Origin of the sequence: Bacillus sp. Marseille-P3661 (genome assembly GCF_900240995.1) — a bacterium.
Classification (GTDB): Bacteria; Bacillota; Bacilli; order Bacillales; family Bacillaceae_J; genus OESV01.
This window is the reverse complement of sequence record NZ_LT965953.1, coordinates 1,401,650-1,416,417: the sequence shown is the minus strand read 5'-3', so window position 1 is coordinate 1,416,417 and position 14,768 is coordinate 1,401,650. Positions and strand designations below refer to the sequence as shown.

17 protein-coding genes and 3 pseudogenes are annotated in these 14,768 nt (G+C 34.6%); 13 read left to right on the top strand and 7 right to left on the bottom strand.

Annotation, left to right across the window (positions count from 1 at the left end; translation table 11 throughout):
* Window positions 1-213 precede the first annotated feature (213 nt).
* The 6 genes from C1724_RS06675 (at window position 214) to C1724_RS06655 (ending at window position 3,175) form a co-directional block, all read left to right on the top strand.
* Entirely contained in the window at window positions 214-690 is a 477-nt protein-coding gene (locus C1724_RS06675; protein WP_102345924.1) for a GyrI-like domain-containing protein, read from the top strand.
* A gap of 96 nt (window positions 691-786) precedes the next feature.
* A complete protein-coding gene (locus C1724_RS06670) occupies window positions 787-1,188 on the top strand; it encodes a DUF1761 domain-containing protein (protein WP_258000363.1) in 402 nt (133 codons plus the stop codon).
* 126 nt (window positions 1,189-1,314) lie between these two features.
* Window positions 1,315-1,443 (top strand): hypothetical protein, encoded by a 129-nt coding sequence (locus C1724_RS26000; RefSeq protein ID WP_258000374.1) that lies wholly within the window; start codon window positions 1,315-1,317, stop codon window positions 1,441-1,443.
* A gap of 147 nt (window positions 1,444-1,590) precedes the next feature.
* Window positions 1,591-1,755 (top strand): hypothetical protein, encoded by a 165-nt coding sequence (locus C1724_RS06665; RefSeq protein WP_102345922.1) that lies wholly within the window; start codon window positions 1,591-1,593, stop codon window positions 1,753-1,755.
* 795 nt (window positions 1,756-2,550) lie between these two features.
* Entirely contained in the window at window positions 2,551-2,811 is a 261-nt protein-coding gene (locus C1724_RS06660; RefSeq protein ID WP_102345921.1) for a hypothetical protein, read from the top strand.
* Window positions 2,795-3,175: a retropepsin-like aspartic protease gene (locus C1724_RS06655; RefSeq protein ID WP_102345920.1), complete on the top strand. Its 381-nt coding sequence runs from the start codon at window positions 2,795-2,797 to the stop codon at window positions 3,173-3,175. The genes C1724_RS06660 and C1724_RS06655 overlap by 17 nt, the downstream gene beginning before the upstream one ends.
* Window positions 3,176-3,324: 149 nt before the next feature.
* Here the strand turns inward: C1724_RS06655 and C1724_RS06650 are convergent, their stop codons facing one another.
* The gene (locus C1724_RS06650) at window positions 3,325-3,642 is read right to left on the bottom strand and encodes a tyrosine-type recombinase/integrase (RefSeq protein ID WP_102345919.1); all 318 of its coding nucleotides are present in this window, start codon (window positions 3,640-3,642) and stop codon (window positions 3,325-3,327) included.
* A 129-nt stretch (window positions 3,643-3,771) separates the two neighbouring features.
* On the opposite strand from C1724_RS06650, the gene C1724_RS25500 reads away from it, so the two are divergent.
* Window positions 3,772-3,921, top strand: a complete 150-nt coding sequence (locus C1724_RS25500; protein ID WP_180994240.1) for a hypothetical protein — start codon at window positions 3,772-3,774, stop codon at window positions 3,919-3,921.
* Here C1724_RS25500 and C1724_RS06645 read toward each other — a convergent pair.
* Window positions 3,870-4,031 (bottom strand): annotated as a pseudogene (locus C1724_RS06645) (DNA replication/repair protein RecF); the annotation flags it as partial. The gene C1724_RS25500 and the pseudogene C1724_RS06645 sit on opposite strands and share 52 nt — an antisense overlap.
* 42 nt (window positions 4,032-4,073) lie before the next feature.
* Here C1724_RS06645 and C1724_RS26340 point away from each other — a divergent pair.
* Together C1724_RS26340 and C1724_RS06635 are read left to right on the top strand one after the other, a co-directional pair.
* Window positions 4,074-4,328 carry a tyrosine-type recombinase/integrase gene (locus tag C1724_RS26340; RefSeq protein WP_374703443.1) on the top strand — a complete coding sequence of 85 codons (255 nt, stop codon included), beginning with the start codon at window positions 4,074-4,076 and terminating at the stop codon, window positions 4,326-4,328.
* Window positions 4,315-4,698, top strand: a pseudogene (locus tag C1724_RS06635) (2-oxo acid dehydrogenase subunit E2); the annotation flags it as partial. The gene C1724_RS26340 and the pseudogene C1724_RS06635, both read left to right, overlap by 14 nt.
* 226 nt (window positions 4,699-4,924) lie before the next feature.
* Here the strand turns inward: C1724_RS06635 and C1724_RS06630 are convergent.
* Window positions 4,925-6,061 (bottom strand): glycoside hydrolase family 88 protein, encoded by a 1,137-nt coding sequence (locus tag C1724_RS06630; protein WP_102345916.1) that lies wholly within the window; start codon window positions 6,059-6,061, stop codon window positions 4,925-4,927.
* Between the two features lie 568 nt (window positions 6,062-6,629).
* Here C1724_RS06630 and C1724_RS06625 point away from each other — a divergent pair.
* A complete protein-coding gene (locus C1724_RS06625) occupies window positions 6,630-7,142 on the top strand; it encodes a DDE-type integrase/transposase/recombinase (protein WP_258000290.1) in 513 nt (170 codons plus the stop codon).
* 86 nt (window positions 7,143-7,228) lie between these two features.
* Here C1724_RS06625 and C1724_RS06620 read toward each other — a convergent pair whose 3' ends face one another.
* Both C1724_RS06620 and C1724_RS25995 read right to left on the bottom strand, forming a co-directional pair.
* Entirely contained in the window at window positions 7,229-7,918 is a 690-nt protein-coding gene (locus C1724_RS06620) for a tyrosine-type recombinase/integrase (RefSeq protein ID WP_258000362.1), read from the bottom strand.
* 45 nt (window positions 7,919-7,963) lie between these two features.
* Window positions 7,964-8,191: pseudogene (locus tag C1724_RS25995) on the bottom strand (site-specific integrase); the annotation flags it as partial.
* Window positions 8,192-8,802: 611 nt separating this feature from the next.
* On the opposite strand from C1724_RS25995, the gene C1724_RS06610 reads away from it, so the two are divergent.
* Both C1724_RS06610 and C1724_RS06605 read left to right on the top strand, forming a co-directional pair.
* Entirely contained in the window at window positions 8,803-10,314 is a 1,512-nt protein-coding gene (locus tag C1724_RS06610; protein WP_219723254.1) for an HsdM family class I SAM-dependent methyltransferase, read from the top strand.
* A 275-nt stretch (window positions 10,315-10,589) separates the two neighbouring features.
* Window positions 10,590-11,780, top strand: a complete 1,191-nt coding sequence (locus C1724_RS06605; protein ID WP_142386523.1) for a restriction endonuclease subunit S — start codon at window positions 10,590-10,592, stop codon at window positions 11,778-11,780.
* Between the two features lie 722 nt (window positions 11,781-12,502).
* Here the strand turns inward: C1724_RS06605 and C1724_RS06600 are convergent.
* Window positions 12,503-13,003 (bottom strand): competence protein ComK, encoded by a 501-nt coding sequence (locus tag C1724_RS06600; protein WP_102345914.1) that lies wholly within the window; start codon window positions 13,001-13,003, stop codon window positions 12,503-12,505.
* A gap of 245 nt (window positions 13,004-13,248) precedes the next feature.
* Complete coding sequence (locus C1724_RS06595) at window positions 13,249-13,599, bottom strand: helix-turn-helix domain-containing protein (RefSeq protein WP_102345913.1); 351 nt, start codon at window positions 13,597-13,599, stop codon at window positions 13,249-13,251.
* 388 nt (window positions 13,600-13,987) lie between these two features.
* Between C1724_RS06595 and C1724_RS06590 the strand changes: the two genes are divergently transcribed.
* Window positions 13,988-14,368: an HIT family protein gene (locus tag C1724_RS06590; protein WP_258000289.1), complete on the top strand. Its 381-nt coding sequence runs from the start codon at window positions 13,988-13,990 to the stop codon at window positions 14,366-14,368.
* Window positions 14,369-14,768: the final 400 nt, after the last annotated feature.

Genomic DNA, 14,768 nt, shown 5'->3' with positions numbered 1-14,768 from the left:
AATTAAATAGGAAGGCTATTAAACTACCATGAAAATAAACTACTGTAAGTAAAGGAAAAAAGAAATACATAAGAAGACGTAGCTCATTCATTTTTTTAAAAAGGGGAGAGCGCCTAAATTTTAATTCATAAATTTCTCCAAATATATGACATAATGCTGTCAAGGTTTGTTCATTATAGTATAAATATAAAACATGAAAAGAGGAATGATCAAATGACAAATTTAACGATAAAACATATGGGTGAAATAAGATTAACCGGCTATCGTACGAACGTTCCACTCCCAACAATGGAGAATGTGGAAGATGTATCGAAACAAAAGTCCGCACACTTCGGGTCACTCGCAAAAAATGGCAAATTCGGTGCCTTAATGGCTGGAAGTCGAGACAAAATTGGGTATGCAGTTGGGACTACTAGCAGCGATCACCTATCCTATTTCGCGGGAGCAAATACAACGACGCTTGCTGAAGATGCGGAACAATTGGTTCTACCGGCCAATGATTATGTCGTGCTTACCGCACAAGGAGGGCCAAGCCGAAATTTATTTGACCAATTAATCCGCCACTTTTTTGGAGAAATCCTCCCAAATCATCCTGAGTGGGAGTATGTAGATACGTATGTCATTGAAATGTTACTAAACGGAAACCCAATGGATGCGGTTGTTGAATTAGCAGTTCCGGTGAAACTGTAATACACCAGGTCCATTGGTCCACCATTGCTAATAAAAACTATTATTATTAAAATTGATGAAAAAAATCCTAAGTTTTTAGGAGGGAAGAAAGTGGATATGGATTTTGGTGCAATCAATTATTTAGCAGTAATTTTAAGTGCGGTTGCTATCTGTATTCTTGGTTCAATCTGGTATTCACCTAAGGTATTCTGGAATACTTGGCAATCGTTAAAGGGGTTGAAGCAGGAGGATCTACCCAGCATGGGAAAAGTGATGACGGGTTCGATTTTGCTGGCTATTGTTAATTCCTTTTTATTAGCAATTATTGCCGGGTGGGCAACTATTGATGGTTGGGTAGATGGATTATGGCTCGGGTTAGTAGTAGGTCTTGTCATCGCCGGCACCTCTGCCACGAATGCCCAATATGAAGGGATGAAGTTGAAACTTTATTTGATAACGGCTGGTTTTCATGTTATCAGCATGATACTTGCAGGGATTATTATCGGGAGTTTCTCTTGATATTTCACTCAAATTTATAGGATATCTTTTCGGATAGGGATGTATTTTTAATAGTACATGACGGTCACTCTAGTAGAATGACCGTTTTGTCGTTTTTTGGACAGTTTTATCGAAGATGGGGTTATAATGGCACGCTTTTTATTTAATAATGTTGGATCAGAAGGTCATGTTAATCCAACGATTGGTGTTGTGCAAGAGCTGATTTCGCGTGGAGAAGAGGTAGAGTATTTTACAATCGATGAAAGTTGTTTATGAATAACTTAGATACTTCATAGATTTAGGGTCTATGATATTGTCTTTAGTTCAATTACTGCTACTACTATCAGACCTATAAATAATCCTTTATTGATCGATTCTTATTAATCTCTATAAAATTTATAACAAACCCTACTTCCTTCTCACTTGCATCGCTGCTTAACTGTAATAAGATCTAAAAAGGTATTAGTTGTAGGAGGAACCATTCGAGAAGTATTAAAGCATCCTAGTGTAGAAAAAGTTGTAAAAGTGGAAATTGACGATAAGGTGTTTGGATATTCTAAACAGTATCACCCTCAGATGTGGAAGTAAGTTTTCAGGAAAAAGAATAATAAATATACGAACTATAAACAATTGATTTTTGCATTAAATTTTTTATAGAAACAAAATTAACTTATGTTATTAGAAATTTATAATATGATTTGGAGTCGGATTTAATATGAAAGAGGAAGTTTTAGCTCACTCTGGGGATCCTGTTCAGATTCTTGAAGGTCAATAGAAAGGAGAAAAGGGTAGAATAATCGCAGTATATACCAATTCAGCATTAATTGAACTAGATTAAGAGAATCTAATGGTAGACCATCTAAAACCGTGTTGGCTCACAAAAAATATAAAGTGCTTAAATTGGTAAGATCGAATGGACGCCTTGAACCTGCTTTTAGTGCAAAAGCTAGGGGTTTAATTTGAGTGATGACCCCAACTAGTTCAATAAAGCCACCTTCATATTTCTCATTAATGCAGGTCAAATATAATACGAGAAGGTTCCATAAAACTTTAAGGTATAAAAGGACAGTTTTTAGCTATTCCATTTTCGGAATGAGACAGCAAATCTGTCTTGGGAATATATGATGGAATTAATGCCTGAACTCCAATGTGGTAAAGCGTTAGCGTACTGGGGGTCAGGCACTTTCTTTGAGCACTTTTTCTTTTAATAGTATATTTGGTTAAACCTCTTGTAAAAGGTTAAACGTTTAATTCTTGTTGTACTGAACGGGTATTATCTAAAAGAAAAAAACTTCGATTTTTTTTCGTCTTACTAATTTGGAAGATATGATTAGAGTCTTCACAATGATATAATTAAGGAAATATACTAGAGGCGGTGAAATTATGAAATGGTCAGAGGTTAGAAAATTATACCCTAATCAATTTGTAAAATTAAAAGTGTTGTCGTCTTACATTGAAAGTGGTCAAGAGTTCATTGAAGATATAGCGGTAATTAAACCTGTGTCAGATGAATTGGCAACAAAAGAGCTGCTTCAATCAAAAGGTGACGAGTTAGTGTACCATACTGCGAATGAAAATATTGTGCTTGAAGTTCGTCAAGATGTAGGTCTAAGGAGATTCTACTATCATGAAAATCAGGCATAAATATGGGTTGCTTTTAGTCGATATAATCTTAACATTCAACGGTAAAAGTAAATTGATAGAGAACATGGTGGTAGATACAGGAGCAGCAAGAACACTTATTTCTCAAGATATTGTTGAAGATATAGGTCTTCACGTTGATCTACACGATAGAATTGTTACCTACTTTGGAGTTGGTGGAAAAGAACATGCCTTTAGAAAACAAGTAGATAAAATTCAAATTAATGATTTTGTTGTTAAAAAGATCGAAGTAGATTTCAACGATTTTGGTTATGAGGACATAAACGGATTACTTGGATTAGATTTATTAATGAAAGCAGGATTTAATATTGATTTACTTAATCTTGAAATGAATATAAACGGCTAAAGGGAATCTTAATTAAATGATTCTCTTTTTATTAATCTTAAAATGGAAGGTTCTATCGGATAATTAAGAGAAAACCTATTTATATCAAGGGTTTGAGAATGTTTTGTTAAGTGCAAAATTACTGGCATGCCGATTTCGTGCCGATGTAGTTATCTTTGAGTGTAGGAGGCGAACTTTTTGAGTTCGTCTTCTTCTATTTTTTCGGTGATTGCAAGATAAGTATCCGCAGTTGTTTTTATGGTTTTATGTCCTAATCGATTAGATACATATTTCAGGCCTGCTCCTGATTCAAGAAGCAAGACTGCGTGAGTATGTCTAAAAACATGGGTGCCTTTGTATTCAATTCCAGCTTTTTTGCAGTAATTTTGGATTGTTTCACGAATGATAGAAGGCGTTAAATATTGTCCATGGTAATTTTGAAAGATAATGCCATCTTCATTCTTTTGGAATCTTGTATTACCTAGTATTAATTCATTTTGCTAATAGTGTGTTTGTGAAATAATGTACTTAATGTAACGGGTATTTTAGTTAATCTATGTTAATATTCTTAGATTTTTAGAATGAACAATATAAAACTATTATAGGAGAATCTTAAAATGAAAAAGAAAATGAACTATTTAATCTTACTTTTATCGACCATCTTTATTTTTGGTTGCACCAATGTAGAAGATGCAGCTGTAACTGGCGTAGTGACTTTCGCTTTTTTGCCTTTATTTGAAATAATGAGCTCAAGTGATAGCGATTGAGTACTTTTTTGAGCCCTACCTTCTATTTAAGCATATTCTTCATCCCATTTGATAAGTTCTTTGTCGCGGGACGTCCGATGCGATTTAGCAATCGCTAAAACGTCGAAGGCATATTGACTGTTTACCATGCGAAGAACAATAAAGATCGGCTAGTGCCCCTTGCACCTAGTCTAACTCAACGAATAATAAAGTTAATAGAAAAAATTCATCGTTATTCGAAATGTACGGATTATCTGTTTCCATCAATAAAAGGGAACCGAATAGACAAAAGTACGGTATACCGCCGTTTTAGGGACTATCTACAACGAGCCGGCATATCCCATACTAGTACCGGTCCGAGAGTACATGATCTTCGTTATCCAAACCTAAATAAAATCCAAACCTTTTTTCAAGGTACCTGTGATTAAAAGAGCGGATGAGAAAAATATTAAAGGGATTGCTCGAGAAGTAAACGATTTAGCAGCAAAAGTTCGAAGCGGGAAATTGTCAGGAGCGGAAATGCAGGGAGGAACGTTTACCGTTAATAACACAGGTTCGTTAGGATCGATATTATCCAATCCAATTATTAATTACCCACAAGCTGCGATCTTATCAGTGGAATCAATTGTGAAACGTCCCGTTGTAATGGAAAACGATATGATTGCTATTCGCAGTATGGTTAACCTTTGCCTATCTTTTGATCATCGTGTATTAGATGGGTTTGTTTGTGGACGATTTATAAAACGTGTTAAGGCCAAATTAGAGAATTTGATAGAAAGTAGGATATCAGTTTATTAACCAAACAAGTAGTATTTAGACATACAATTGTACCTAGTAGAGATGCGAAAATCTAATAAGTCGTAAGAGAGCGCTGCTAAAATGGTGCTCTTTTTAAATGTTTTTATTACATAAGCACAAACAATAGAGAACCAAAAAACACAACTTTCGGTATCTTATAAGTAGAAAGTTGTGCAGATAATGATTGGTATATAATTTATTTGTACCCTAATTCAAACATCTCCAATTAATATTGATTAGGATGAACATACTCCAGTAAGCAACTTAAGCAATCAAATAAATAATAAGTTCCCCATATTAATTCACTATCAGTTGCAACATTTAATTTTTTGTTAAAACAACCACTTAGTAACATTCCGGGTCTTCTATTATCAAATTCATTCATAGGAGTTAAATAGTTTGTAATCAAACGTTCTATTGATTTTAGTGCTATTTCACGATAGATTTTAGTTTTCTTTTCATCTTCAACTAAATAACTTAATTTTAATAAAGCTGAAGCTCCAATTGCTGTTGCGGATGTATCTTTGTTCGTATGTGGGATTGCAGGATCATCGAAATCCCAAAATGCAACGCCGTCCTCAGGGAGATTATTAACCCACCAATCAGATACCTTAATAGCAATATTTAATAATTCCTTTTCATCAGGTCTCCATTGATATCCAACAGTATAATGCATCATTGCCCATGCTTGGGCCCTTCCCCATGTACTATCATCTGCATAACCTTTATGTGTATAGCGTTTAACGAGATTTCCTGAGCTATCAAAAGATGCTGATTGACATACAGAACCGTCTTCACGAATACTTAACTCATCATTTTTAATAGCATGTTTTACAGCAATATCCACTAAGGATGAATCACCTGTTTCTTTAGCAGCCCAAAGCAATAATGGTGAAGCGCTTACACCATCAATATTAGTATCTGAAATTCCCACACTACTGGCTTCCTCAGCTTCATTGCCAAGAGGGATAAGGCCAGCTTGTGGATTGAATTCTGCTGCAATCGATTTTGCTGCGCGAATGGCGAAATCTTTTGACTTTTGATCATTAAGTAGAATGCTGCCAAGAGCAGCCCCATAATAAAAAAGGAACCCGCGAAAAACAGTTTGAGAATCAATACGAACTTTTAATAGTTCTGTCCATTTATGAGCCCAGTCAAGATATTCAGGGTTTTTCGTGGTCTTTGCAGCTAACCAAAGCATACCATTCCAGTAACCTCCCGTCCAATCACCATAGGGGGAATAGGTCCAATCTCCAGTTTGTCCATCGGCATAGTGAGGAAATTCATCACCTGTAATATTCGCAGTAGCTTTAATTCCTTCAAGCATATGATTATAAGCTTGTTGCAATAATTCTGTTTGCATATTATCCAGTTCCTCCTCGTATTGAATTAATAATTTAAAAAAAGTAATACTATTATTCTTTGATTTTGGAGTTCCTATGTAATTTCAAAAAATGGTGAACGCCATTCACTGAATATTAGTTAAGTGAATTATAATCTAATAACCCTCTTTATAGCAACATTTTTTTAATATTTATAATGTTTCAATTTTTCTTATAAAGTTTTTGTAAACGATAAAATAGAATCAACAGTTTTCAACAAATAAGAGTGAACAGATTATAACAAATAAAATTCAACAGTTTACCGCAATTAACCCCACTTTCTATATACTAAATTTGTAGTCTATGGAAAGTGAGGAACAGGGAGTGGAAAAACTGATGATCTACAACGAGATTCATAGGCTTCGTAATGAGGGGTTCTCCAACAGTGCGATAGCCAGAAAATTAAAAATTTGAAGGAATAGGGTGATTGAATACGGGAGGATGACACCAGATGAATTTTACTTATATCTAGACTCACTACAAAGCCGAAGCAAAAAACTTGATCCCTATCATAAGGAGATACTTGGATGGCTTAAGGAACATCCAGACATGTCAAGGGCTCAGGTATTTGACTGGCTAGAGGAGAAACTCAAAGTCAAATCGGTTACAGAAGGAACAGTCAGGAATTACGTCAATGATATACGTGAAGCCTATCATATCCCAAAAGTGGCATCCGGAAGAGATTTTAGTACAGTTCCTGAACTTCCTATGGGCCAACAGATTCAGATAGATTTTGGGCAACAAAGAGTTCCCACAACTGGTGGAAAGTACATACGCCTCTACTTTATTGCGTTTGTGCTAGCTCATTCTAGATACAAGTATGTAGAGTGGCTTGATCGGCCATTTCGAGCAATAGATCTTATTCGAATGCATGAAAATGCCTTTCGGCACTTTGGAGGGATGTCCATTGAATTAGTTTATGACCAAGATCGTTTACTGGCAGTCAGTGAGAACGCTAGAGACCTTATTATGACAGCGGAGTTCACCAAATACCAGCAGACAAGGAAGTTCAAGGTTTATCTTTGTAGAAAATCAGATCCACAGTCAAAAGGTTATGTATAGTAAAAAATAATGTAAAGTAAATCGATTTTCCCAAATAGATTTAAAGAGATATATTTGATTTACTTTACATTATTGTAAATGATTTTTTATTTGTTAAATCTCTTTAGCCATGCCAATAAATCGGTATTATTCTCCCATATCGACTCTTCTTTAGGAGTTACATCTACATATGCCTTTTCAATAGCCTCTCGTTTTTCTTTAGAATCTGTTTTTGCATAAACCTCTGTTACTTGAACAGAACTATGACCGAGAAAATCTCTAATATATACAAGATTTACCCCTGACTGAAGCATATGCATTGCTTTTGAATGACGGAGACAATGGCATGTAAATACCTCCGGTATTAATGTTTTGTTTTTCTCTTGCGCTAAACTTATATATTTATTTAATATATAGTTAATACCTGCACGTGTTAGCTTTTCCTTTCTCTTATTAAAGAAAAGAGGATAGGAGTTGGCATTGATTCGCGTTAGATCTTGTTCTGTCATATATTGTTTTAATATTTTAACAGTCGGCTCCATTAATGGCACAATCCTAGCCTTATTTCCTTTTCCTATTAATTTGACAGTATAAGGTTTATCGAATCGAATTATTGACGGTGTTAGATCAATGATTTCCTGTACTCTTGCACCTGTGTCATATAAAACGGTTAATAGTGCTAAATCCCTTCGTCCATCTTCAGTGCTAACATCGGGCATTTCTAAGAGTAATTTAATTCCATCAAGGGTTAAATAATTGACTGTTTTCTTTTCAGCTTTTTTAACAGGTATAGACATTATCTTCTGCCATTCCGATAGATTATCAGGATTTTCATATTGAAGATACCTAAAAAAAGAGTGTAGAGCTGCTAAGCGAACATTTCTTGTGGATATACTACATTTACGTTTATTTTCTGTCCAATCTAAAAATTCAATTACAACTTCTTTCGTTATCATAACCAAAGTTAATTGTTCTGCAGAAATATTTTTTAAATCTTTTAAAAAAAAGAGAAAAAGAATAAAGGTATCTCTGTAGGATGCAATGGTGTTCTTGCTTGCACCTATCTCACCCGGAAGAAATTTTGTTAAAAATCCCGTTTAATAATAAGAAAAGTCTGTTGGTTTCATGGCATTTTCACCTCCGGAAATATATAAGAACAGATGCTATTTACATTTTGAAACAATTCCGGATACATTTCTGATGTCAACCTTACATATTTATCAGTAGCCTCTAAAGAAGAATGTCCAAGAAATACAGAAAGAATAGGAAGAGAGTAGTACAAATCAAGTCCTTTGCGCGACATTTCAGCTAATGAATGCACACTGAAGGAATGCCTTAGAAAATCCTAACGTTTGGATTTTGTAAGTTATCCAAACTTTAATAAAATCTAAACCTTTTTAACAAAAAGCTGATATCTCGGTAATTTTAGCAAAAAAGATTTGGATTTTTTTCACTTATTCTATGCTAATCTTGTCACGGAAAAGAGCAGCTTAAATCTTATTGTAATGCTACTGGAGCACCAATAGGCATTTGGAGTAACGGAGATTCTATATCTTATTACCACCGAAAAGACCCTAATTTTTTTGAGGACATTCCGGCAGTGCCAAGAGCTGACCAGAAACTATCTGATATTCTAGAAGAACGATGGACTATTGCTGACCTGGTGGAAAAAGACAAGTTGTTGACTGAAAGAAAATCCTTAAAAGACCTTATTCTAGAAATGGAAGATGAGGTTTTAGCTAACGCTGGTGTGGATGTTTTTGAGGAACTTTTCAAGTTGATTTTCACCAAACTATTTGACGAAATGGAAAGTGGTAGGAATCGGAACAGGCATTTAGAATTTAGAAATTACGGCGACACCGAAATTGAATTGAAAGCCAAAATTCAAGGTGTGTTTGATCGAGCTAAGATTAAGTGGCCTGGTGTATTTACCGAGGACGCCAAAATTATGCTTACTCCTTCTCACCTTTCTGTTTGTGTGTCGTCACTCCAAGATGTGAAGCTTTTTAATTCAAATCTTGATGTAGTTGACGAAGCATTTGAATATCTAATAAATAAAAGCAGCAAAGGGGAAAAAGGACAGTATTTTACCCCACGTTATGTTATTGATATGTGCGTAAAAATGCTCAATCCAAAAGAAAATGAAACAATGATTGATACAGCAGCCGGAAGTTGTGGTTTCCCGGTACATACTATCTTCCATGTCTGGGAACAGATTATGATGGATGAAGGTCTGGACAAAAGTCATTTGTTTACAACAGAGAATAAACCAGCCAGATGTATTGATTATGTTAAAGAAAAGGTATTTGCTATAGATTTTGATGAAAAAGCTGTTCGTGTTGGAAGAACATTAAATCTTATCGCCGGAGATGGCCAAACTAATGTCTTGCATTTAAATACTCTGGATTATGAGCGCTGGGATGAAAACACAGAAGATGAAGATTGGCAAGACATTTATTTTGAGGGATGGAGAAGGATAAAAAGGTTAAGAGCTGTTAAAAACAGCAATAGGGACTTTTCATTCGACGTTCTCATGGCTAATCCACCTTTTGCCGGAGATATCAAAGAAAGCCGGATAATTGCAAAATACGAACTTGGCAAAAACGCTCAAGGTAAATATCAAACAAAGGTAGGAAGGGACATTCTTTTCATAGAACGTAACCTTGACTTCTTAAAGCCAGGTGGACGGATGGCAATAGTCTTACCACAAGGACGGTTTAATAACAGCAGTGATAAAAGGATTCGTGAGTTTATTGCTGAACATTGCCGTATCTTAGGAGTAATAGGATTAAATGGGAATGTATTTAAGCCACATACTGGAACCAAAACTAGCGTCCTGTTAGTGCAAAAGTGGGATGATGAGCTTTGCCCTAAAGTTGAGGATTATCCTATTTTCTTTGCCACAATGCAAGAGCCAAGTAAGGATAATAGTGGAGAAAAGATCTTCGTTCGTAAGAAAGATTATGTCAATAACTTAAATAATAATATCCCTGTAGAAAAAGATAAAGAGCCGGTAGTAATAAATAGTTATAACAGTGTACCTGAAGATTTAGATCAGTACCTTTTAGATACACATGGTCATTTGATTGTAAAGCACGACCTGTTCAATCATGATGGACTTACTCAAGATGGTATTGCTGAAGCATTTATTGAGTTTGCTAAGAAAGAAGGGCTATCCTTCTGGGGAAAGTAAATAGCCCTTTCAATGAAGAAAGATTTAAAGCTTTATTGAAAGGGCTTGAAGTTAGCATAGTACCATTATCATACGCACGGCAAAATAATGATGTATTTAGGTTTGACAGTAATTACTTTCAAAAAAAGTTCCTACTAGAAGAATCAATTATTAGAAGTAGAAACCATGTAATCCTCGAGAATCTAGGTGTAGACATAAAATCTTTCGGTGCATACTCTCTTAATAATGAAGTCAACTACTTAGATAAAGGAATTCCTTTTATTCGTGGAGTTAATATGAAAAAAGGAAGAGTGTCATTCACCGATATGATATATATTGATGAAAATGCAAATTCATTATTATGGAAGTCAGAAGTTAAACCGGGAATGATTTTATTGTCTATGTCCGGAACAATTGGGGATGTTGCACTAGCTTCGGATAGGTGGCAATATCCTATTAATTCTAACCAAGATATAGCAAAGATAGATACAAAAGGACAAATAAACCCTTATTATTTATATGCCTTCCTTATGTCTGAATTTGGGCAAAATTATCTAAAACGAGAAACCCGTGGAAGTGTCCAACAACACGTATTTCTATCTCAGATAGAGTTATTTGAAATTCCTGTACCTTCAAAGGAATTGTGCATGACAGTAGAGAAAATCATCAAAAGTTCAGATGAAGCAATGTTTCAGTCAGAGGAAGTTTATCAACAGGCTGAAGACATTCTTACTGAAGTAATTGGGTTGAAAAATTATGAAATTAGTAAAGAATCCACTAACGTTAAGAGTCTTTCTAATTCCTTTTTTACTTCTGGCCGTTTGGACGCTGAATATTATCAACCAAAGTATGAAGAAATTGAAAATAGAATTAAATATAACAATGAATGGAACACAATTGGGAATCTACTAGAAAAAATTGATACCGGTGAATATTCACCAGAATATTTTAAAAAGGGTGAGATTGAGGGGCTAACCTTCTATATTAGAAGCACCAACATTAAAAATGGTCAAATTGAGTTTGATGATGACTATTATGTAAAGAAAGATAATTTTGTTAGAAAAGCTAAAGAAGGGGATATTGTTACTGCACGAGTAGGTTCCGTGGGGATATTTGGTGAAATAAGAAAAGAGTTGCAGGATTCTGTATACTCAGATAATGTCCTTTCTTTTAGATTACCTAAAAAATTTATTCCTTCCGTTTATACACTACTGTTTAATTCAAAGTTTTATTTTGAGTTAATAGATAGATTGGCAAGAGGATCAGTTCAACAAAGGTTAAACCAGGAAACATTAAAGGATTTAATTATTCCAATTATACCCTACAATGTGCAGGAACATATTGCAGCTCTAATTGAAGAAAGTTTTAGTTTGAAAAAGTATTCAGAAACTTTATTAGAAACAGCTAAAAATGCTGTTGAAATTTCGATCGAACAGGATGAAGCTTCTGCTATTAGTTTTATTGATAAATATTATACTCACGCATAAACCAATAATCCCTTCCATCAAGGAAGGGACTCCTACTTTTAAAATACAATGGTTCAACTCAAACTAACTTTATGAACCAAATTTGAAACATTATTTAATTAAGGATTTTAGTTAATTGTTTCTTCTTTAATATAGAAAATCACTTCTTGCCGTTTGGTTCGTTTTCTTTGACTATTTATTATTATTTTCCGTCTCTTGCTTTTTGTTATAGTGTGCTGACAATTAAATTTGGATACCATTATCCATGAGATTCAGTATCATACCGGCACTCATCAATTTTGTGCCGATTTCATGCCGGATTGAGTTTGTTTTGTATTTTAATCCATTTGAATAAATGGCTTTATATCAAGACTTTGACCAGTTTTTTAATAAATCATTTCATATCGTTTTAAGCACATTTAATCAAGTTTGAAATGGAAGGCTTATTCAAATTATGGGTGCTTTTATAAGGAATTAGTGCCTGAAACCCAGTCAGTTATTAAAAGAACTTTAAAGAAAAAGAATGTATTGCAATCATCCAACACGAGGGGCATGGTACCCATGGAGATTTAAGAAATTTAGAATTAGATTTACAACATCAAGGAATTCGGTACAGGTTGGTTTCATTTCAAAATTAGAAGACCTTTAACATAATATATCAGCCCCAACTGCCTAAGAGCAGTGGGGCAGACACTTGATTAAATAATCATTAAAAAAAATCACCGGATGGTTCTACTAAAAAGTCACAGTAACCTACTCGGACTATCCCGATGCTGCGGCGCAAACGCCAATATACATATGGCGGTTTGCTGATATTGCTTTTTTAATATGTAATAGGATTCGTTAAGGATTTCTTGGTGTCCATTTTGAAAGGTGATAACGGTTTGAATTGCATGGTTTGTTGGAGAGCTAAAGGTTTTTATTGATTTAACATGATGATAGAAGATCCAGCTGCATTCAAAAGCTTTCGGTGAGTGAGTCGGAAATGCAAAGATATTTTCATTAGGATTAATTGGAATCGGTACTCGATGCTTCGAACCGGTTCGATGGGTTACAGCAGTACGTCGTCCGTCATAGGTAGAGCCTCCATCTAAACAAGACGCTTTCACGATTGAAATCGGGGTCTGCCGAACATATAAGGTTTGATTGTCTTCTAAGGCAATGCAGCAATAATCGATATGAGCCACTGATAATAAAGCCATTGTACTTCTATTTACTTCATAAGTATCTAGCACTTTTTTCATACACAGCACACTCCTTAGTTTTGAGGTAAATAATGAGGAATCTAAGCAATTACAGATCAATAAAGCGGTTACAACTACGGGCGTCATTCACATCCTTTCTCCTGAATGTCATTTGCATTTACAAAATGTAAGTTGAAATCCGCTTACTCGCTAGAAATTCACTTTACTAGAATATTATTATCTAATAATAAAAAATGCGCCACAGCCTGTGATGCATTATTAGATCATTTCCTAGCCTTTAATACCTACTTTTTAACATTTTCATCCTGCATAATTAATATTTCTTTAATAATCTTTAATAGATGATCATGCTCTTCCATACTTCTATCGTTAAGAAGTTTGATGATTTCGACATATGATTCATTTTTATCTTTAATATTGGGATCGACCGTGCTAAAAAATTCCTCTAGAGATACATTCAATTCGCGCAAAATTGAAACTAGCAGCACTAGACTTGGAATTGACACTCCTCGTTCAATCCTGCTTATGTGTGAATAATGCGTAGATACACAATAAGCTAATTCTTCCTGAGTGACCTTCTTCTTATTTCGCAATTCTCTAATTCTATCACCAATTTTTAGAGCTAATTCTTTCATTTTAACCACCTCTTAAAGGTAGTTAATAGTAGTTTATGATAATGAGGAACAGACTGAGAGTGTGTATTTATCTTTAAATGTGAGTGTGAGGGTAAGTTTGATGAAAATCCGCTTTAACAATGTTCTTTTCTTCATTTTCAATGAAAATCTAGTAATGAAATATGTAATACTAAGCAAAACATAAAGAAGAAATGGGCTTATTTTATTGATATAAACCAACCCGATAATAAACGGCTTTAGATGAGTAAAGTGTTAAGTGTTATTAGCATGAATGAAAGTAATAGCCTATTCATTTTACTTACAAGATAAAATTCATTCCTAATTACTGATTTGTCATTTTTTTACTTTAAATTGCTCTTATTATAATGGTAAAATTTTCATAAGGAAGGTGAGGGTTTTGAGTTGTCCATTTTGTAATTTAAGAAAAGATCAAATTGTACTAGAAAATGAAACAGCCTTAGCATTTTATGATATATATCCAGTTCAAAAAGGACATTTATTAATCATTCCGAAGGAGCATGTAATCTCGTATTTTGATGCGAGTGATATTGAAATTGCCGATATTCATGACCTTATAAAAAAAGGAAAAGAACTGCTTGACGATGAGTATTCACCAGATGGCTACAATATCGGTGTTAATGTAGGCCATTACGGGGGACAAACTGTTCCACATTTACATTTTCATTTAATTCCGCGTTATAAAGGAGACATCGAGGACCCAAGAGGCGGAATCAGAAAAGCGATTCCGAATTTGGTGCAGTATCCGTAGGGAGGGGGAAGTTAGGGTGAAGTACCGATTAGGTTTGATCGTTTTGCTCCTTTCATTTATTAGGTTACCATATATTTTATTATGTTAACTAATTCTTTTTCGTTGCTAAATACAGTTTTTTTTGAAAATTTTTAAACAATTAAAAATGAATCCCACTAAGAACCTTACTATTTTATATTGGGAAGGTGTATGGCCGTCCTAAAAAATATGATAATTTTGAGGGATCTAAAATGAGTGACACGGTAAGGGGAAATAAAAGCCTTTCTAATGCCTATATACAAACATGGGCAATAACCTGAAGTTTCTGCGGCAACTCCGAGTGGACGAGGAAAAGTGAGAACAGTTGTCGAAATAGAAAGTCAGCCTCATTTAAATCTGGTACGATGATACCAATACAGAG